Here is a 19,595-nt window from a genome sequence, read left to right on the forward strand (position 1 = left end):
GCTTTCCTGACTAATTTTAGTCAGGAATCCTGACCATAGGAGCGGACATGGAATCCGACGCGATCTGGCGGACCATCGACGAACAGCGTGGACAGCTCGCCGACCTGCTCGACACCTTCGAACCGCACCAGTGGTCGACGCCGTCGCTGTGCACGGCGTGGACCGTGCGCGACGTCGCGGTCCACCTGACGCAATCGCAGGTGAGCCGCAAGGACGCCGCACTGGCTGCGCTCAGATCCGGCTTCCGCTTCGACGCCATGATCCGGCGAATGGCCCTGGCGGACAAGGCGACCCCGCAAGAAATCACCGCGCGATTGCGCGCCATGGCCGGTTCGCGCAGGCGCCCGCCGATGACCAAGGAAGTCGACCCGCTGATGGACATCCTGGTGCACACCCAGGACATCTGCGTGCCACTCGGCGTCGATCGGCCGATGCCCATCGACGCGGCAGTCGCGGTCGCGCAGCGCTTGTGGCACATGAAGTTTCCGCTCAATCCGCAACGCGACCTACCGGGGTATCGGTTCGTCGCCACCGATGCGGACTTCGCCGTGGGACCCGAATGGGGCGGCCTCCGGGAAGTCCCCATGCGCGACATCGTGATGATCCTGGCGAGACGACAGGACGCACCCGAAGCGCCTGAGCCACCCGAGGATTAGCCCATGTCTGCGCTCTGCGCCTCGAACAGGCGCTTGTAGAGCCCGTCTCGCGCCATCAGCGCGCGGTGGTCACCCTCCTGGCCGATCCGACCGTTCTCCAGCACCAGAATTCGGTCGGCGACGGCAGCGACGAAGTCCATGTCATGACTGATCACAAGGCACGTGCGATCGCGGGCATAACCCCGGATCACGCCGATCAGCCTGGCCCGCTGATCGGCATCGAGATTCTCCGTCGGCTCGTCGAGCAACAGCACCTGCGGTCGGCGCAACAGGCATCGCGCCAGCGCGATGAGTCGCTTCTGCCCACCGGACGGCACTTGCACGTCGACGATCGTGTCGTAGCCGTCGGGCATCTTCGTCGTGATGATCTCGTGGATGTGCGCCTGCCTGCACGCTTCCTCGATCTCCGCATCGCGGGCATCCGGCCGCGCCAGTCGGATGTTGTCCCGGATCGTGGCCTTGGTGAAGAACGGGAACTGGGCGAGTTTGGACACCTGCTCGCGCAGCGAGGCGATGGTGACGCCCGAGATGTCGTGGCCGTCCAGCATGATGCGGCCCTGCTGCGGGTCGAGGAATCGCAGCGCGAGGTTGAATATGGTCGACTTGCCCGAACCGATGCCACCGACCACGGCGACGGTCTCACCTTCGGCGACCGAAAAGGACAATCCGTCGAGGACCGGCTGCGACGGCGTATAGCCGAACGTGACGCCCTCGAACACCAGGTTGCCGTGCACATCACCGAGCCGAGCGGCGTTCGGGGACTCCTGAATCGACGGGCGGGTGTCGAGCAGTTCGTAGGTCGAAACCACACTCGGCACCACCGACTGGTACGTGGTGTAAGCGCCCAGAACCCGTTGCGCCGCACCGAACATCGTCGGCACGACACCGGCGAACACCAACAGCGCGGCGAACGTCAGCCCGAAGTGCGCGCTGTATGCGATACCGACCAGCAACACCACGACAGTGCTGAGCGCGACGAAAATCTGCGACCCGTTCACGGTGGCCTGCGTCCAGACCACTGCGGACGCCACGCTCCTCGCCGAGGACTCCGAAACGTCGTGAAACCGCTTGCTGCGTGCCGGTTGCGCGTTGAACATCTGAATTTCGGCGATTCCACTCATCGTCTGCTCGACCTCGGAAGCCATCGCACGGTCGGCATTCATCCCCCGCCTCATGACGGCTTGGACATGGCGGCCCGCATATCGCAACGTGAGCAGGGCCAGCGGAGTGAGGATCAGGGCCGCGACCGTCATCTGCCATGAAATGGCCATGAGGTAGCTGATGACCAGGACGAGAACGACGGCGTCGATCAGAGGCGGCAGCAGGCAGTCTGTCAAAAGCCGTTGCACACCGAGGGATTCAGTGGCGACGCGCTGGATCAACTCACCGCTGCGCGACCCGGCGAAGAAGTCCAGCGACAGCGTCTGGAGATGATCGTGGACCCGTTGCCTGATGTCCACCGCGAGGACCTGCTCGACTTTCGCTCCCACCCACGCGTTGACGAAGTACATCAGCTGAGTCAGCAGAAGCGATGAAGCCCAAACGATCAGCAGTACCGCGAACGGCACCGGGCCAGCCAACGACCGCAGCACGCCGTCTTCCCGGGCCACGAGCGGGCCGCGAAGGTCCCACACCCCGGCGAGGTTGCCTGTGCCGCCGGCCTCGGCGACCACCTGCATCATCGGCCCGAACGCGGCGATCGTGACGTAGGGCAGGGCCGACGCGAGGACTCCGAGGACGAGCAGAACGACGAGCCGGCTCCGCACGGTCCGCAGCATGCCGAGACTTCGCAACACCAGGCGCCGCGAGGATGACTGGGGCACATCAGATTCGGCCAAGGCCGGGTCTCCGTTCATCTGGCGCTCGCCTCGGTCAATCCGCCGGTGCGTCGTCCTCGAAGAACTCCCGTATCGCGGCGAAGCCGCCGTGCCGCGCCGCCTGGTACGCCCAGATCACGGCGATGATCGGCACCGGCCCGAACGCTACCCACCACCGCGCGCTTGGTGGGACGAGTTCGGCGATCACCTCGGTGCTCGGCACGCCGTCGACGACGGCGGGGAGCCATTCGTGCAACAGGATGGTCAGCATGCGGGTCGCCTCGAACGGCCCGGCGATGGTGGCCAGCACCCAGCTCAGCGACGCGATGATCAGCGCCCACGGCCACGCCAGCATGAGCGACTGGTCGTCGACGATGTCGGCGGCCGAGCGGATCGACTCGGCGACGAACGCGAAGGCCAACGCGACCAGCAGGACTCCGACTTGTGCGGCCAGGAGGTCGTCGAGCACCGAGTTGGCCAGCTCGTCGGCCGTTCGGGTCGGCAGCCCGAACGCCAGTGACAACAGGCCGGCCAACAGCGCCAGCAGGGCCAGTGCCGACGTCGAGTCGTCGATGCGCATGAAGGAGTCGGTGAGGATGCGCATCACGAGGCGCGACGACGCGGTCGGCCGCGTCCGGTACAGGATCATCACGACGAGCCCGGAGATGACGATCGAGGTCAGCCACGCCACGACGGCCGCACAGATCACCACGAGCGCGAACGACCCGATGATCGCGACGAGCTGCGAGTTCTCGCTCTCGCCGTTGCGCACGACGAGCAGCGGGACCACGCCGATGGCGATGACGCCGATCACCCGAACGAGAATCGGAAGGGTGAAGCCGGCGATGTCGCCCGCATCGAGGTCGGGATCGCGGCGGCGTATCGCGGCGACCTCGGCACTCATGACCGATCGGGCCCGGCGAAACGACAGCGCCACACCGCGAATCTAAAGGTCGGCGGACGTCGACTGGCCGCGACACGCTTTAGCGGAGGTAGACCTGCCCCTTGGAGGGGTAACCGCCTCCGGTCGTGGTGATGTGGACGTGGTCGTAGTGCCCGTACCCACCGCTGCGCGAACCGCCAGGCGTGTAATACGTGCCGCGCCAGATGCAGTCCTGCAGGCCGAATCTCTCGGCGTTCTTGAGCGCGTAGGCGACGATCTCGTTGCCGAGAGCGATGCCTGCCGCGCTGCTCGGGTTCGGAATCATGACGTCGAGAGCCAGACCGTCTGGGTGCCAGCGCAGCGCGTCGGGCCGGACACCGCCGATCTGCTGAATTTCGGGAAAGTCCGCGCTGATGCTGCGTGAGGCGAGGATCGTCTTGACCTGCAAGCCGCTCTCGGGCGCATCCCCGACCGGCAGCGCCTCGGGGATGTCGATGACGCGCCAGCGCGACGCGGTAGCCGCGGACACGAAGTTCACGCCTTCTGGCTGAACGACGGGAGGCGCCGACGACGCGGCAGGCGCCGAGACGATCTCCATGCAGCAGGGCGGCGCTTCCTCGGCGGCGGGTTTGGCCACTTGCTTGGCGGGTAATTTCTGGACATCACCGCCGACCGCGAAGAACACAGCAGCCGGGGCGATGATCGCAGCCGCTACAGCCGACGGGTTACGCCGGCGGGGGCTGGCTAATGCATGTCGGCCCACACGGGCACCATACGGGCAGGTCAGAGCGATTGCAGCAACCGAGTGCGGTCTCTGAGAGTTCCCTTAAAATTCCGTCAAGGATCCTCAGACCGCGTTTCCGCAGGTCAAAGGTCACAAAATTGTCACGAAACGGTTGCGTTATGAGGCATGCATCACAGCGGTAAAAGTCATCCGATCGCCGCGGTACAACGACCGTCGTTGCTCGATCGGAACGCCGTTCTGGTCGTAGGACACCCGGTTGAGCAGAAACATGGGCGTGCGGCTGTCGACCGTCAGTAGGGCCGACTCTCGAGCGTCGGGCAGCGCGGTGTCGATGGTGTCGACCGTCCGCTCGAACGTGATCCCGCGGCTCCGGATCTCTGCGTACAGCGACGCCTTGTAGTCGAACGTCTCACGCAGCCGGGGATAGCGGACGGCAGGCAGCTTCGTCGTCTCCAACCCGACGCGCACACCGTCGGTGGTCAGCACGCGCTCCAACTGAATGATCGGTGCACCCGGATCGATAGCGAGTTGGCCCGCAAGCGTCTCGTCGGCGATCAGATCGGTCCAGCCGACCAGAATGCGCCCGGCGCCCAAGCCCTTGTCCTTGGCGGCCTCGGTGTAGGAGCCCATGGCAAGTGGAAGCTGAACCTTGGGCTTGGCGACGACCGTCGACCGGCCCCGCCGCTCGACACGGCCGTCGAGCAGCAGTTCGCGCAACGCCTGCCGGACGGTCTCACGAGCGACATCGAACTGTTCGGCAATCTCGCGTTCCGCCGGAAAAGGGTCGCCGACCTCCATGCCGTCGAGCATCCGATCCAGCTGCGCGCGAACCACCTGATGCTTGAGAACTCGATGTTCTGCGCTCGCAGTCACGAGACCACCGTACCAATTCCTGGTATAGACCATGGTATAGACCAAGAAGTCTCGCGTTGTTAACCTTTCGTTCGCCTTCACTGAACCTGTTGGTATAGACCAACGCACAGGGTGTGTGGCGGATCAACCCCGCCCCCTCGAAAGGTTTCCGCGCCCATGAAGATTCGCACCCGCCGCCCGATCGCGGCCGCCGCAGCAGCTGCCAGCATCGCCCTGGTCATGTCCGGTTGTTCGGGCTCGGAAAGCTCCGAGGCCACCACCGAGCAGGGCTTCCCCGAGACCATCACCCTGGCGGCCGTACCTGCCGAGAACTCCGCCGACATGAAGGCCAGCTATGAACCGCTCATCAAGCTGCTGGAGAAGGAAACCGGGTCGAAGGTCGAATTCGTCCAGGCGTCGGACTACGCCGGCGTGGTCGAGGGCATGATCGCCGACAACGTCGACCTCGCGTTCTTCGGCCCCTTCGCCTACGTGGTGGCCGGCATCAACGGTGCCAAGATCACCCCGATCGGCGCCGTCATCAAGGACGAGGGCGAAAAGCCGGGCTACCAGTCCTACGGCCTGGCCCGATCCGAAGAGGCAAACATCAACGGCCTCAAGGACTTCGCCGGCAAGAAGGTGTGCTTCGTCGACCCGGGTTCGACGTCGGGCTTTTTGTACCCGTCGGCCGGGCTGATCGAGGAAGGCGTCATCAAGTCCGGTTCGGAGGCCGACATCTCCGCGGCGGTGACGCCGATCTACGCCGGTGGCCACGACTCGTCGGCCCTCGCGATCGCCAACGGCGACTGCGACGCCGGGTTCGCGTTCGACACCATGGTCGACAAGACCATGATCGAGAAGGGCGACCTCAAGCCCGGCCAGCTCAAGACGGTGTGGAAGTCGGAGATGATCGCGGGCTCGGTATTCGCCGCCAACGACTCGCTGGGCACCGAGGCCATCGACAAGCTCAAGAAGCTGTTCGCCGATAAGGCCAACGTGAGGAACTTTGAGGCAGAAGGCTTTTGCGAGGGCGACGCGTGCCGGATCACCGACGAGCGTGCGTGGGGCGTTGTGCCGGCGCAAGATTCCGATTACGACGGCGTGCGCCACGTCTGCGATGTGACCGGCTCCGAGAAGTGCAAGGGCTGACGTGACCGCTGTCGGAACCGACCATCCCGTTGCGGGCGACGACCTCGTCGTCGTCGCCCGCAACGTCACCAAGAAATTCGGTGACACCCTCGCGCTGGACGACGTGTCACTCGACGTGCGCCGCAGCGAGCTGCTCGTCCTGCTCGGACTGTCCGGGTCGGGCAAATCCACGCTGCTGCGCTGCCTCAACGGGCTGCACCCGGTCACGTCCGGCGCCGTCGACGTCGGCAGCGTCAGGGTCGATCAGGCCTCGAGTGCTCAGCTGCGCGCGCTGCGCCGACGGGTCGGCTTCGTATTCCAGCACTTCAACCTGGTCGGCCGGCTCAGCTGTCTGGAGAACGTTCTCATCGGCGGGCTCGGACAATTGCGCTTCCCACGCTATGGCGCCCTCACCTACCCCAAGAACATGCGCGCCGCGGCGTTGGCGCACCTCGACCGCGTCGGGTTGGCCGATTTCGCGGAGCGTCGCGCCGACACCCTGTCGGGCGGCCAGCAGCAGCGTGTGGCCATCGCCCGCACGCTGATGCAACGGCCCGCACTCCTACTGGCCGACGAACCCGTCGCCTCGCTCGATCCCGAAAACGCCGGCGTGGTCATGGATCTGCTGTTCCGGGTGTGCATCGAGGAGAAATTGACCGTGGTGTGCACACTGCACCAGGTCGACCTCGCGCTCGGCTGGGCGCACCGCCTCGTCGGCCTGCGCAACGGGCAGAAGGTTCTCGACCGGCCCGCCGTCGGCATGACCCGCGACGACGTCATGGCGATCTACCAGCGGGTCGACCCCTCGGTCACCCCGACCACCCGGCCGTCATGACAACCGAAGTCGCCGAGCGGCCCGCGGCCTCCGAGCCGTCGGCGCCAAATCGCAAGCCGCCCTTACCCGGCCTGCTGCAGCTTGTCGCGATCGCCGCGGTCCTCGCCACGATCCTGTCGGCGTGGTCGATCGAATTCGCGCCGACCGCACTGATCGACGGCTTCGACGAGGTCGTCGCGCTACTCGAGCGCATGATCCCGCCGCGGCTGGACGACCCCGGCCGGATCGCCGGACTGGCCGTCGAGACACTGTTGATGGCCGTGCTCGGCACGGTTCTCGCCGCCATCGCATCGGTGCCGCTGGCATTCATGGCGGCCCGCAACACCACACCCCATCCGGCCGTGTACGCGGTGGCCCGGGCCATCATCACGTTCTGCCGGGCCATGCCGGACCTGCTCTTCGCGGTGCTGTTCGTGCGTGCGCTCGGAATTGGCGTCCTGCCAGGCATTCTCGCGCTCGCCCTGCATTCCATCGGCATGCTCGGCAAACTCTTCGCCGACGCCATCGAGCAGACCGATCCTGGACCCCGCGAGGCTGTGCGCAGCACCGGCGTCGGATACTTCCGCGAGATGCTCAACGCCGTCGTCCCGCAGGCGATGCCGTCGTGGATCGGGACGTTCATCTACCGCATCGACATCAACCTGCGTATGTCGGTCGTGCTCGGATTCGTCGGCGCCGGAGGCATCGGCTTCGCGCTTCAGGATGCATTGCGCGGCTTGATCTATCCTCGTGCGCTCGGCATCGTGTGTGTGATCCTGGCGATCATCGTCGCCATGGAATTACTCGCGATCCTCATTCGCAGGGTGCTGCTCACCCCCGAGCAGACGAACCCGGCACGTGATCGCGCCACCCGGTTCATCTTTTCAGGCCTGCTGGTCGGCACGGTTCTTTCGGCCTTCGTCGTGTTGAAGATCAATCCGGTATCGCTGTTCACCTGGGTAGTTCCCTCGATCGAGGTGTTCACCCGGATGATCCCACCGAACTTCGATGCACTCGGCAGCGAATTGTTCGTCGCCGCAGCACAAACGGTCGCCATCGGCGTGGTCTCGACGGCGATCGGCGTGGTGTTGTCGATTCCCGTCGGCATCCTCGCGGCCCGCAATGTCACACCGAACGCGGTTGCGTACTGGTTCGCCCGAGGCTGGATCCTGTTGGTGCGGGCGGTTCCCGAGCTCATCCTGGCCGTGGTGTTCGTCGCGGCGCTGGGTCTCGGGCCGATCGCCGGTACCTGTGCGCTGGCCATCGGATCGGTGGGCTTCCTGGCGAAGTTGGTCGCCGACGCGGTGGAAGAGATCGATCCGGGCCCCATGGAAGCCGTCAGATCCGTCGGCGGCGGTTGGTGGAAGACGTTGTTCGCGGCGGTGATTCCGCAGTCGATGCCTGCGATGGTGGGATCGAGCCTGTATCTGTTCGACGTCAACGTACGTACGTCGACCATCCTCGGCATCGTCGGGGCGGGCGGTATCGGCTACCTGCTGTTCGAGTCGATCCGCACGCTGAACTTCGACGTGGCCGGCGCCATCGTGATCGTCATCTTCGTCATCGTCTATGCCATCGAAAGGTTGTCCGGGTGGATACGCTCACGCCTCGTGTGACGCTGGCCGCGGTCTGGACCGGCGGTTCTGAGGTCGAACTGCAGAAAGTCGAGATCCCCGAACTCGGCGACGGAGATGTCCTGGTGCGCGTCCGGCTGGCCACGGTGTGTGGTAGCGATCTGCACACCGTCACCGGCCGCCGCGCCGCCGCGTGCCCGTCGATCCTCGGCCATGAGGCGGTCGGTGATGTCGTCGCCGCCGGTCCGCGTGCGCCGGTCCAGGTGGGACAACGAGTGATCTGGTCGGTGACGGTCACGTGTGGTGAATGTGCGCGCTGCCGTTCGGGTTTGACCGCGAAATGCACATCGGTGCGCAAGGTCGGGCATGAGCCGTTCGACGGTGACTGGCCACTGTCGGGCTCGTACTCCGAGCACGTGGTGCTGCCAAAGGGCACGACGATCGCCGTGGTGCCCGAGACCCTTCCCGATATGGTGGCGGCCCCTGCGGCCTGCGCGACGGCGACCGTGATGGCGACGCTCGAGGCGGCAGGCGATGTCGTGGGCCGACGCGTACTGATCGGCGGGGCCGGCATGCTCGGCCTCACCGCGGTGGCGGCATGTGCCGAGGCCGGCGCCGACGTGCAGGTCGTCGACATCGATCCCGGACGCCTGGAACTGGCAACGGAATTCGGTGGCCGTGCGGCTGACGGCGGGCCGGTCGATGTGGCGATCGACTACACCGGGTCCACCGATGCGGTCGCGCAGGCACTCGGCCGGCTCGACACCGGCGGCGTGCTCGTGCTCGCCGGCTCGGTGATGCCCGGCGCGCCGTTGGACGTCGACCCCGAAGCGGTTGTCCGGCAATGGCTCACGATCACCGGTGTACACAACTACGAGCCCCGCCACCTGCACCGCGCCGTCGAGTTACTCGAACGGACCAGGGACCACTATCCGTGGCACTCCCTGGTGGGCGCACCCGTGCCGCTCGAGGAGATCGCATCGGCGTTCTGCGCACCACCGGCCGGGAAGTTACGGACGGCAGTGGCTCCTCGGCCCTGATCCTTCTCGGTTCCTGTGACGAACGTGCAACTTGTTGTGGCGTTCTCGGCTTTCGGGCACAAAAGCCTGCACGTTCGTCACAGTGCGCCACAACGAAAAAGGCAAAACCTCACCTGGCGTGCTGACGACCGCGAACCAGGTTTATTCGCTGCTGTCGCTGCCGCTGCTGTCACTGCTGCTGTCGCTGGAGCCGGCAGCCGATGAAGGCGACGACTTCTTATCGTCCGTGTCGGGGCGCGTCGTCGACTTCGCGTTGCCGGTGAGCTTCTTGACGCTGTCGCGCACATTGGACCGGAAGTCCTTGACGCTCTGCCGGATACCGCTTCGATCGTCGGACTTCGCCACACCCTTGCGCGACGGCTTCGTGACCTCGGATTCTGCCGAAGTGTCCGAAGTCTCCGTAGTGTCGGTTACGGTTTCACTCTCGGCCTCGGCCTGAGTCACGGCAGGAGTCTCCGGCTCGGCCTCTGTCGAAACGGTGACTTCCTCGACCACCGGCTTCGTGAGCTTGTCCACGACGGCCTGCAGCGGGCTGACGGTCGCGTCTTCGGTCGCGTCCGCCTCGACCACTTCTTCGACTTCTTCGACCGCGGCGCTTACTTCAGCGGTCTCGAGGTCCTCGGGTGTTTTGATGTCACGCGGCGCCGGCTCCTCACCCCACGGCGTGAGGATGCCGGGTGCGGGAATGTAGTCGCCTTCTCGGCCGGGCAGCAGCGGGCCCAAATCGCCGTACCCGCCGTTGAGCAGCCCGTCGACCACATGGAAGGGCGCTCGGACAACGGCTTCGAAGAACGGCTGAAGCTCGCCGGTGGTCATGGAATAGAAGATCTCGGAGTGGGCCATGCCGGCTCCGCCGATCGCACTGAGCAGCGGGCCGACCAAACGCACGGCCGTGTACTCGACGAGCTCGGGCAGCTGCCTGATCTCGGTTTCCAGCGCCGGGAACTGACGCGCCAGCACCTCTGCGACTGCGTCGTTGAACGGGCCGATCACGAGCGGCGCGATGGGCGCGAACACCATGTCAGCCACCAGCGCGTAATTCCAGTGCGTCAGGTCGGCATCGGGCCAGGTGCCCTGAACGGTCTGCCACAACTCGGGCACCTTGCGGAACAGCGCATCGCCACTCTGCTCGAGAGCCGCCGTGGCGCCCGCCGCCAGAATCTGGGCGTACTCGGCGAAGTTGACGTGCTGAACCTCGGCCGATACGACCCGCGGTGCGACCGCGGCGATTTCAACGTTGGTGTCGGGCAGCGCCGCGACCGACCCCAAGGAAATGACACCAGCACCCGCCAGCGCCACCCCTGCCGTGAGCGATCGCCGAAAACCCTTGTCCGCCATAACGTTTAAAACTCCTGCGCTGCCTTGGACGATTGACAACGCAAACGTTAGCTGAGAAGTTGCTGTAAATGGGGGCTACGTCCCCGCGACGATCAGCCCTGGAACACCCTGATCCAGTCGACCAGCATTTCAGCCGGATAGTTACCGCCCGCCGGTTCGCGGCCACCCGATCCGCCGACCGCGATGTTGAACACCGGCACCATCGTGTAGCCAGGATCGTTGAACGGCCAGTCCTGCAACGAATTCGCGGGAACCTCGAAGAACGGCTCCATGCCCGGGGCATAGTCCTTCCAGAAGTACATGCCCGTCGGCGTCCACGACATGCGCCAGGTGTGCCAGTCACTGTCGATCGGATGTGGGTTGGTGGCGAACGACGTGCCGTCCAGCCGGGCGTGCACCGTGGTGCCCGATGGCCAGTCGCGGTTGCCGTACCACTCCACCAGGTCGACCTCGCCACCGCGGACGGGATCGTCGTTGAGAACCCAGAACGCCGGCCAGGCTCCGTCGGTCAGGCAGTTGAGCTTGACGCGAGCCTCCCAGGTGGTGCCGATGCCGCCCCGCCACAGTCCGACAACCTTGGCACTGGCGTACTTTTCCTGGATCGTGGTGCCTGGCCCGCGGGTCGCACGGATGACCAGGTTGCCTTTGCCGTCCTGGAACGCGTGCTCCTGGTCGGTCACATACCGACCCATGTTGAACGGCTTGTCCCACTCCACCGGGTTCTTGATGGTCTCGCGCGCCGGCACGAGGTGCCACCATGCCGGATCCGGAGGTGAGCCGGCCGGGCCGTCGAACTCGTCCTGGAAGAGGAATGTGGGTGCCGGATCGGCAGCAGCCGGCCCCGGTCCGGGCGGCGGGTTGTCCCCGATGTTCGGCTCCGCGCCGGCAGTTCCGGCGGGCAGTGCTGCGGCCGCCACCCCCAGACCCATCATGAACATCACGCGGCGACGATCCATCTCAGGCACAGCCACACAATAGATGGGCGGCAACGGATACGGCGTATTTCGGTGCGGTGATCGGTTGCGCCGTCGTCGCGCACCCTGCCGTTCGGAACGCATAAGCGCAGCTACGAACACATGATGGCGGCGGCGGCGCACCCGCGGCGAGTTCCGCCGAAGCGTCGTGGAGTGACGTCGGCGCCCGCGTCGGCACGGTCCGACGTCACAAACTCGTCATAGTCCCAGCATGCTGTCGACTGCCACCTGAAAACTGCACGTCTTGACACACAGGTTCGCGTTACACAGTAGAAACTTCGGCCGTTTGAGTTGCAGACCGTGAATTTTCCCGAAAGATGCTCAACGGCCCAACAAATGGCGTACAGCTGTAGCGGGCAATCGTCCGGGTTGGAAATCAAGGGGAATAGATGAAGTCGCCGCGCAGAGTTTTGACCATTGCCAGCGTCGCCGCGCTTGCGGTGTTCGGGGTAGCCGCGTGCGGTGGAGGCGAGAGCTCCACCGCGAAAGAGGGCGGTGAGATCAACGTCAGCATGACGTCGTTCCCCGATTACATCGACCCGCAGCTGTCGTACACGCTCGAGGGGTGGGAGGTGCTCTACAACACCTACACCCCGCTGCTGACCTACAAGCACGCCAAGGGTGAGGAGGGCACTCAGGTGGTGCCCGGGCTGGCCAAGTCGCTGCCCGAGGTCTCCCCCGATGGCAAGACCTACAAGCTCACGTTGCGGCCCAACATGAAGTACTCGGACGGAACCCCCATCAAAGCATCGGATTTCACCTATGCCATCCAGCGCCTGTTCAAGGCCGACTCCGGCGGCTCGGTGTTCTACGGCGTCATCGCGGGCGCCGACGACTACGCCGAGGGCAAGGCCGACACGATCAGCGGCATCAAGACCGACGATGCGACCGGCGACATCACCATCACGTTGACGGAGCCGAACGGCACATTCGACCACATTCTCGGATTGCCGTTCGCCGCGCCGGTGCCGCCGAGCACCCCGCTCGACAAGGACGCGACCAACAACCCGCCGCCGAGCAGCGGACCCTTCACCATCACCAAAGTCGATGCGCCGCACACCCTCACGATGGAACGCAATCCCCAGTTCCAGACCGTCAAAGATGCCGGCGCCGACGAGGTGGCCGATGCGCACGTCGACAAGATCATCGTCACCCAGAACAAGAGCAACAGCGCCCAGGTCACCGGCGTACAGCAGAACACCATCGACTTCATGGTCGATCCGCCCGACGCCGACCGGCTGCCCGAGGTGAAGGCGCGTTACAGCGACCGCTTCCGGCTCGAGGATTCGATCAACACGTACTACTTCTGGATGAACACCCAGCAGGCTCCGTTCAACGACCTGCGGGTGCGCCAGGCCATCAACTACGCGATCGACCCCGAGGCGCTCAACCGCATCTTCGGTGGCCGGTTGCACCCGACCCAGCAAATCCTGCCGCCGGGTATGCCGGGCTACCAGGAATACAAGCTCTATGCCGGGCCGGACATCAACAAGGCCAAACAGCTCATCGCCGAAGCGAATCCGGCCGACCGCAACATCACCGTGTGGACCGACGACGAGCCGGACCGCAAGCGCATCGGCGAGTACTACCACGACGTGCTCACCCAACTCGGGTTCAACGCCACGCTCAAGGTCATCGCCGGTGACGTGTACTGGACGACGATCGGCAACCAGACCACGCCGGATCTCGACACCGGATTCGCCGACTGGTTCCAGGACTTCCCGCATCCCGACGACTTCTTCCGGCCGCTGATCAACGGCAAGAGCATCCTGCCGACCAACGGCAACAACTTCTCTCGGGTCAACATCCCCGGACTGGACGCCAAGATGGACGAACTGCTCACCAAGCAACTGTCCGATGACGTCGAGAAGGGTTACGCCGACCTGGACCGCGCGTTCATGGAGCAGGCCATCTGGGCGCCGTACGGCAACGAGCAGTTCACCACGTTCCTGTCGGATCGCATGGACTTCGATACGAGTTATCACCATCTGCTGTTCAATCAGGACTACACCTCCTTCGCGCTGAAGTAATGGGGGTCGCGGTCACGGGGCACAGTCCCTGGTATCTGGCCTGGATCCGGCTGCGGCGCAACAAGGTTGCGCTGGCATGCGGTGCCCTGTTCGTCGCGATCGTGCTGTTCTGCCTGGCCGCCCCGCTGTGGGCGGACCATGTGGCCCACACGTCGCCGAACGAGAACCACATCACCGACAAGGTGCTGATCGACGGCGAAGAGACGTATGTGGTGTCCCCTGACGGCACACCACTGGGTCCCGGCTTGCACGGCCGCTACCTTCTCGGCGCCGACCAGAACGGTCGCGACGTGATGGTGCGGTTGATGTACGGCGGCCGCACCTCGATCTACATCGGCCTGGCCGCCGCGCTGACCACGACGGTGCTGGCGGTCATCATCGGCCTGCTCGCGGGCTTTTACCGGGGCTGGATCGACGCACTGCTGTCGCGGGTCATGGACGTCGTGTGGGCGTTTCCGGTGCTGCTGCTCGGTATCGCACTGGGCACGGCTTTGGCCCTCGGCGGGTTGAAGCTGGGCCCGGTGCAGGTGGCCGGCGACTCGCTGTGGATTCCGATCCTCATCATCGGATGCGTCTACGTGCCGTACATGGCGCGACCCATCCGCGGCGAGGTACTGGCCTTGCGGCAGAAGGAGTTCATCGAGGCCGCCGTCGCGATGGGCAAGGGCCCGCTGCGGATCATGGTCTCCGAACTGCTGCCCAACATCGTCTCGACGATCATCGTGTTCTTCACGCTCAACATCGCCAACAACATGCTGCTGGAATCGGCGCTGTCGTTTCTCGGTGCCGGGGTGCGGCCGCCCAATGCGTCGTGGGGCACGATGATCGCCGACGGCTATCAGACGATATACACCGCGCCACATCTGACGATCGTTCCCGGCCTGATGATCGTGATAACCGTGTTGTCGCTCAACGTGTTCGGGGACGGGTTGCGCGATGCGCTCGATCCCAAGGCCAAGATCCGGTTGGAGCACTAGCCCATGGCCAGATTTGTCGTCAGACGTGTGCTCGGCATGATCGCGGTGCTGTTCGCGATCTCGTTGTTGGTGTTCGTCATCTTCAACGTGATCCCGAACTCCGATCCGGCCGCGCGGATCGCCGGCAAGAACGCCAACCCGGCCCTGATCGCCAGGGTGAGCCAGGATCTCGGCCTCGATCAGCCGCTGCCGATTCAGTACCTGACCATGATGAAGCAGATCGTGACCGGCCAGCTCACCTCGTATGCCAGCAACCGTAATGTGGCCGAACAGATCTGGGAGGGCCTACCCGCCACGATGTCGTTGTGCATCGGTGCCGCGGTCCTGTGGATGGCACTGGCCGTCTGGTTCGGTTACCTCAGCGCGGTGCACGCAGGCAGGTTCACCGATCGGGCGCTGACGGTGCTCTCGTTGGCCGGCATCTCGATGCCGGTTTTCTGGCTCGCCGCGATCCTGCTGTACTACCTGAGCTACAAGCTGGAACTGTTCCCGGCCAGCAGTTACGTACCGCTGGCCGAGAATCCGCTGCAGTGGGCGTATCACCTGATACTGCCGTGGATCACGCTCGCGGTGCTCTATGTGGGCTTCTACAGCCGGGTGCTGCGAACGAACATGCTCGACGTCGCGAACGAAGATTATGTGCGCACGGCGCGGGCGAAGGGCATCAGTGAGCGGCAGGTGCGCCTGCGCCATATCCTGCGCAATTCGCTGATCCCGATCGTCACGCTGTTCGGGCTCGACTTCGGCGCGGTCGTCGGCGGCGGCGCGATACTCACCGAAACCGTCTTCAACATCAACGGTGTCGGCCTGTACGCAGGCGAGGCGATTCGCACGCTCGACCTGCCGCCGCTGATCGGCGTCACGATGTACGGCGCGTTCTTCATCGTGCTGTTCAACACGATCGTCGATCTGGCATACGCCTACCTCGACCCACGGATCCGACTCGGAGAGGCGGCCCCAGCATGAGCGAAGCGCGCGAGCGAATCATCGAGCCGGGCGCCCTGCTTCAAGTCACCGACCTGCGCGTCCGGTTCGCGACCGACGAGGGCGTGGTCCGTGCGGTCGACGGTGTCTCGTTCAGCCTGGAACCGGGCGAAATACTGGCCGTGGTCGGTGAATCCGGCTCGGGTAAGAGTGTCACCGCACAGACGTTGATCGGCCTGACCCGCTCTTCGAACGCCGCGATCGAAGGCTCGATCGATTTCGGCGGGCGCGATATCAACGGCCTCGACGACGATGCGTTGCGCAGCGTGCGGGGCGAACACATCGCGATGGTCTTCCAGGACCCAATGACCTCGCTCAACCCGGTGTACCGGGTCGGGGACCAGATCATCGAGATGATTCGCGCACATCGCGACGTCTCCAAGGCACAGGCCCGTGAGCAGGCGGTGGATCTGCTTCGGGCCGTTGGCATCCCGCACCCCGAGCGGCGGGTCCACGACTACCCCCACGAATTCTCCGGCGGTATGCGCCAACGCGTGATGATCGCCATGGCACTGGCGCTCGAACCGGACGTGCTGATCGCCGACGAACCGACCACCGCACTGGACGTGACGGTGCAGGCGCAGATTCTGCGGCTGGTCGACCAGCTCAACCGGGACCGCGATCTCGCGGTCGTGCTCATCACACATGATCTCGGGGTTGTTGCCGAGGTCGCGGACCGCGTCGTGGTGATGTATGCCGGACAGATCGTCGAAGACGGCACATTGGATGAGATCTTCTACGACCCCCAGCATCCCTATACCTGGGGCCTGCTTGGCTCGCTTCCGCGCGTGGAAGATTCACATCCGGCGCGGTTGCCGCAGATTCCGGGTCAGCCGCCGTCCCTGCTGAATCCGCCATCCGGTTGCCGTTTCGCGCCGCGGTGCCCGCACGTATTCGATCATTGTTCGCAGCCTCCGCCACTGGAAAACCGAAACGGCGGAAGCCATCTGGACCGGTGCTGGCTGGCGCCTGAAGACAAGAGGACCTTGCGATGACGGCGCTGTTGGAAGTCACCGATCTGGTCAAGCACTTCCCCATCAGGTCCGGCGTGGTCATCGACCGGGAGATCGCGCGGGTGCGCGCGGTCGACGGGGTGAGCCTGTCGCTCAACGAAGGCGAAACCCTTGGTCTCGTCGGCGAGTCGGGCTGCGGGAAGTCCACGCTGTGCCGTGTCATCCTGCAGTTGACCCGCCCCACGTCGGGTTCGGTGCGATTCGACGGCGATGAACTCGTCGGGCGGTCCCAACACGATCTGCGTCCGATGCGCAGGCAGATGCAGATGATTTTTCAGGACCCGTTCGCGTCACTGAATCCACGCAAACGCGTCGGCCAGATCATCGGTGACCCGATCGAACTGCACGGCCTGGCCAGCGGCGCGGAGGCCAAGCGCCGGGTGCACGATCTGCTCGATCGTGTCGGCCTGCAGGCCGAGCATTACAACCGATACCCGCACGAGTTCTCCGGCGGCCAGCGACAGCGCATCGGAATCGCCAGAGCCCTTGCCCTGCAACCGAAACTCATCATCGCCGACGAACCGGTTTCGGCGCTCGACGTCTCGGTGCAGGCACAGATCATCAACCTGCTCAAGGATCTGCAGCAGGAGTTCAAATTGTCCTACCTGTTCGTGGCGCACGATCTCGGCGTGGTGCGCCACGTGTCCGATCGCGTGGCGGTGATGTACCTCGGCAAGATCGTCGAAACCGCCGATGCGGACAGCCTCTACCGCAGGCCTTTTCACCCGTACTCAGGAGCGTTGCTGTCAGCGGTGCCCATCCCGGATCCGCGGCGCAACGCCGCCAGGGAGCGCCTCGTGCTCGAGGGGGACGTGCCAAGCCCGATCGATCCGCCGGCGGGCTGCAGTTTCCACACCCGGTGTCCGTGGTGTACCGACGTCTGCAACGCCGATACGCCTGCCCTGCTCGATCTGAGCCCCGGGCACGCGGCGGCCTGTCACCATCCGCGCAATCAGGGATAAGGCTGGAACGGATTCCGCGGCTGCTGCGGGTAGGGATTCTGCGGCTGCTGGTTCGGCACCTGGATCGGGATGGGCACCGGCACGAACGGCACCGTGACATACGTCGTCGTCATCGGATTCGTCGTGGTAGTCGGGGTGGTCGTGGTGGTGGTCGGTGTCGTCGTGGTCGTCGTTGTTGTGGTCGTAGTGGTCGTCGTTGTTGTCGTGGTGGTCGTCGTCGTGGTTGTGGTCGGCGGCGTCGTGGTCTGGGTGACGACCTCGGTGTGGGTGACCGGGGGAGGCGGTGGAGGCGGGGCCTGGGTCACGGTCACGGGCGGAGGCGGCGGCGCCTCGGTCACGGTGGGCGGCGGTGGCGGCGGCGCGACAGCGCTCGGTTGCGGCTCCGGCGTCAGCGGTTTCGGCTCGGCGGTCTTGACTTCCGATGTGGGGGTGCTGCCCTCCGAACTGGTCAGCGCATACGTCACGCCACCGAGAGCGAGCAGTACACAGACGCCGGCCACACCGAACACCGCGAGCGGTAACCGCTGCCACGCCGAACGCGGCTGCTCGATCGGCCCCGTCGGCGGAACGTACTGCACCGCAGGCCGTGCCGAGGTTTCGCTGCCATAGGTGTCGACCACATCGGGCCCGCTGTAGGGCACGACGTCGTCACCGGAATCGTCCTGCGACCAGGCCAGCGCCCGGAACGTCGACGACCCCGGCTGTTCGGGCACCACGGCGGGCGCGGTTTGGGTCGCCGGGGCCGCGGCAACCCCGAGCGTGGGAGCCGCGCCGGTCATGGCGTCGGCATCGGCGACGTAAGCCGCCGACAGCGCGGCGCCGATCGCGGCGTCGAGCGCGGGCTGCGGGGTGGTCACGACCACCGCGTGGGAATGCTCCGAAAGTTGTTGAGTGATAAGCGGAATGCTGGCCCCGCCGCCGATGGTCACCACCGCGGAGATCGCCGACCAACTGATCCTGTTGCGCTCCAACGCGTTCTCCAACGCATCGAGCACACCGGCGAGCGGCTGTCGCATGAGCGATTCGAGTTCGCCGCGGGTTACGCGGACCGTGGCCGAGTAGCCAGGCAGCTCGACCACCAGATCGGTGGCCGTCACCGCCGACAGCCGTTCCTTGGCCTGCCGGCATTCCTCGCGGAGGCGGGCCAGCGATCCGACAGCCGCGGTACCGGCCGGGTCGAGCCCTCCGGCCTGGGCAACACCGTCGAGCACATGCGTCAACAGCGCCTGGTCGATCTGATCGCCGGAGAAGTCCGGGAATCGGACGGTCTCGTCGATCGGCTCGAACGCCGAGGCCGCGTCGGCGAGCGTGATGCTCGTGCCGCCGCCACCGAAATCCATCAGCGCGACGACGCCGCCCGGCGGTAAGCCCGGATTGGCGCGCAACGCGGTCAGCGAGGCGACCGCATCGGGGACCAACCGGGCCGGCATCCCGTCGCGGGACAGGCTGGGGTTCGTCCGCAGCGCGTTACGCAATGCCCGCAGGGTCGGCGCACCCCAGTGGGCGGGGACGGCGATCGCGAGCTGCGGTGAGGGCCCGCCGGCCGCCTCCACCATGGCGTCGAGCGCCTCGACCAGCAGTGTGTCGGCAGGATATGAGGCGCCGTCGGGCGCCACGAGCGGCACCGGATCGCCGACGCGCTCGACGAAGCCGCCCAACGTCACACCGGTCGTCGAATCGAGCACGCCGACCTGCGGCGTGCGGTCTGTCGACAGGGTCAACACCGATCGCCGGCTGACAGGTTGATTGCCGACTCGCGCCGCAACCAAGTTGGTGGTCCCGATCGACAACCCCAACGGGTCGCTCAT

General features: G+C 65.4%; 17 protein-coding genes. 10 read left to right on the forward strand and 7 right to left on the reverse strand.

Annotated features, from left to right (window positions below; translation table 11 throughout):
• The first annotated feature begins 47 nt into the window (after nucleotides 1-47).
• Nucleotides 48-656, forward strand: a complete 609-nt coding sequence (locus tag ACRCUN_RS02455; protein ID WP_462140058.1) for a maleylpyruvate isomerase family mycothiol-dependent enzyme — start codon at nucleotides 48-50, stop codon at nucleotides 654-656.
• Here the strand turns inward: ACRCUN_RS02455 and ACRCUN_RS02460 are convergent.
• From ACRCUN_RS02460 to ACRCUN_RS02475, 4 genes are all read right to left on the reverse strand, one after another.
• A complete protein-coding gene (locus ACRCUN_RS02460) occupies nucleotides 653-2,512 on the reverse strand; it encodes an ABC transporter ATP-binding protein (RefSeq protein WP_462140059.1) in 1,860 nt (619 codons plus the stop codon). The two genes, ACRCUN_RS02455 and ACRCUN_RS02460, sit on opposite strands and share 4 nt — an antisense overlap.
• A 16-nt stretch (nucleotides 2,513-2,528) precedes the next feature.
• The gene (locus ACRCUN_RS02465) at nucleotides 2,529-3,410 is read right to left on the reverse strand and encodes a hypothetical protein (protein WP_462140060.1); all 882 of its coding nucleotides are present in this window, start codon (nucleotides 3,408-3,410) and stop codon (nucleotides 2,529-2,531) included.
• Nucleotides 3,411-3,456: 46 nt separating this feature from the next.
• The gene (locus tag ACRCUN_RS02470) at nucleotides 3,457-4,119 is read right to left on the reverse strand and encodes a VldE C-terminal domain-containing protein (protein WP_462140061.1); all 663 of its coding nucleotides are present in this window, start codon (nucleotides 4,117-4,119) and stop codon (nucleotides 3,457-3,459) included.
• Nucleotides 4,120-4,257: 138 nt separating this feature from the next.
• A complete protein-coding gene (locus tag ACRCUN_RS02475) occupies nucleotides 4,258-4,974 on the reverse strand; it encodes a GntR family transcriptional regulator (protein ID WP_462140062.1) in 717 nt (238 codons plus the stop codon).
• A gap of 156 nt (nucleotides 4,975-5,130) precedes the next feature.
• On the opposite strand from ACRCUN_RS02475, the gene ACRCUN_RS02480 reads away from it, so the two are divergent.
• Genes ACRCUN_RS02480 through ACRCUN_RS02495 form a run of 4 tightly spaced genes read left to right on the forward strand, consistent with a single transcriptional unit; the run spans nucleotide 5,131 to nucleotide 9,509 of the window.
• On the forward strand, nucleotides 5,131-6,102 hold the full coding sequence (locus ACRCUN_RS02480; protein ID WP_462140063.1) for a phosphate/phosphite/phosphonate ABC transporter substrate-binding protein: 972 nt from the start codon (nucleotides 5,131-5,133) through the stop codon (nucleotides 6,100-6,102).
• Between the two features lies 1 nt (nucleotide 6,103).
• The gene (phnC, locus tag ACRCUN_RS02485; RefSeq protein ID WP_462140064.1) at nucleotides 6,104-6,916 is read left to right on the forward strand and encodes a phosphonate ABC transporter ATP-binding protein; all 813 of its coding nucleotides are present in this window, start codon (nucleotides 6,104-6,106) and stop codon (nucleotides 6,914-6,916) included.
• Nucleotides 6,913-8,511 (forward strand): phosphonate ABC transporter, permease protein PhnE, encoded by a 1,599-nt coding sequence (gene phnE, locus ACRCUN_RS02490; RefSeq protein WP_462140065.1) that lies wholly within the window; start codon nucleotides 6,913-6,915, stop codon nucleotides 8,509-8,511. The genes phnC and phnE overlap by 4 nt, the downstream gene beginning before the upstream one ends.
• Nucleotides 8,487-9,509: a zinc-binding dehydrogenase gene (locus ACRCUN_RS02495; RefSeq protein ID WP_462140066.1), complete on the forward strand. Its 1,023-nt coding sequence runs from the start codon at nucleotides 8,487-8,489 to the stop codon at nucleotides 9,507-9,509. The genes phnE and ACRCUN_RS02495 overlap by 25 nt, the downstream gene beginning before the upstream one ends.
• A 141-nt stretch (nucleotides 9,510-9,650) precedes the next feature.
• Here the strand turns inward: ACRCUN_RS02495 and ACRCUN_RS02500 are convergent, their stop codons facing one another.
• Together ACRCUN_RS02500 and ACRCUN_RS02505 are read right to left on the reverse strand one after the other, a co-directional pair.
• Nucleotides 9,651-10,847: a hypothetical protein gene (locus ACRCUN_RS02500; protein ID WP_462140067.1), complete on the reverse strand. Its 1,197-nt coding sequence runs from the start codon at nucleotides 10,845-10,847 to the stop codon at nucleotides 9,651-9,653.
• Between the two features lie 92 nt (nucleotides 10,848-10,939).
• Nucleotides 10,940-11,803, reverse strand: a complete 864-nt coding sequence (locus ACRCUN_RS02505) for a glycoside hydrolase family 16 protein (protein ID WP_462140121.1) — start codon at nucleotides 11,801-11,803, stop codon at nucleotides 10,940-10,942.
• 407 nt (nucleotides 11,804-12,210) lie between these two features.
• Between ACRCUN_RS02505 and ACRCUN_RS02510 the strand changes: the two genes are divergently transcribed.
• From ACRCUN_RS02510 to ACRCUN_RS02530, 5 genes are read left to right on the forward strand one after another with little or no spacing between them, the layout of a single operon-like run.
• Nucleotides 12,211-13,851, forward strand: a complete 1,641-nt coding sequence (locus ACRCUN_RS02510; RefSeq protein WP_462140068.1) for an ABC transporter substrate-binding protein — start codon at nucleotides 12,211-12,213, stop codon at nucleotides 13,849-13,851.
• Entirely contained in the window at nucleotides 13,851-14,828 is a 978-nt protein-coding gene (locus ACRCUN_RS02515) for an ABC transporter permease (RefSeq protein WP_462140069.1), read from the forward strand. Before ACRCUN_RS02510 ends, ACRCUN_RS02515 begins: the two co-directional genes overlap by 1 nt.
• A 3-nt stretch (nucleotides 14,829-14,831) precedes the next feature.
• Nucleotides 14,832-15,794: an ABC transporter permease gene (locus tag ACRCUN_RS02520; protein ID WP_462140070.1), complete on the forward strand. Its 963-nt coding sequence runs from the start codon at nucleotides 14,832-14,834 to the stop codon at nucleotides 15,792-15,794.
• Nucleotides 15,791-16,807 (forward strand): ABC transporter ATP-binding protein, encoded by a 1,017-nt coding sequence (locus ACRCUN_RS02525; protein WP_462140071.1) that lies wholly within the window; start codon nucleotides 15,791-15,793, stop codon nucleotides 16,805-16,807. The genes ACRCUN_RS02520 and ACRCUN_RS02525 overlap by 4 nt, the downstream gene beginning before the upstream one ends.
• Entirely contained in the window at nucleotides 16,804-17,787 is a 984-nt protein-coding gene (locus ACRCUN_RS02530) for an ABC transporter ATP-binding protein (protein ID WP_462140072.1), read from the forward strand. The genes ACRCUN_RS02525 and ACRCUN_RS02530 overlap by 4 nt, the downstream gene beginning before the upstream one ends.
• Here the strand turns inward: ACRCUN_RS02530 and ACRCUN_RS02535 are convergent.
• Entirely contained in the window at nucleotides 17,778-19,595 is a 1,818-nt protein-coding gene (locus ACRCUN_RS02535) for an Hsp70 family protein (RefSeq protein ID WP_462140073.1), read from the reverse strand. The genes ACRCUN_RS02530 and ACRCUN_RS02535 overlap by 10 nt on opposite strands.

The sequence above is a fragment of the Mycobacterium venezuelense genome, from assembly GCF_054919535.1.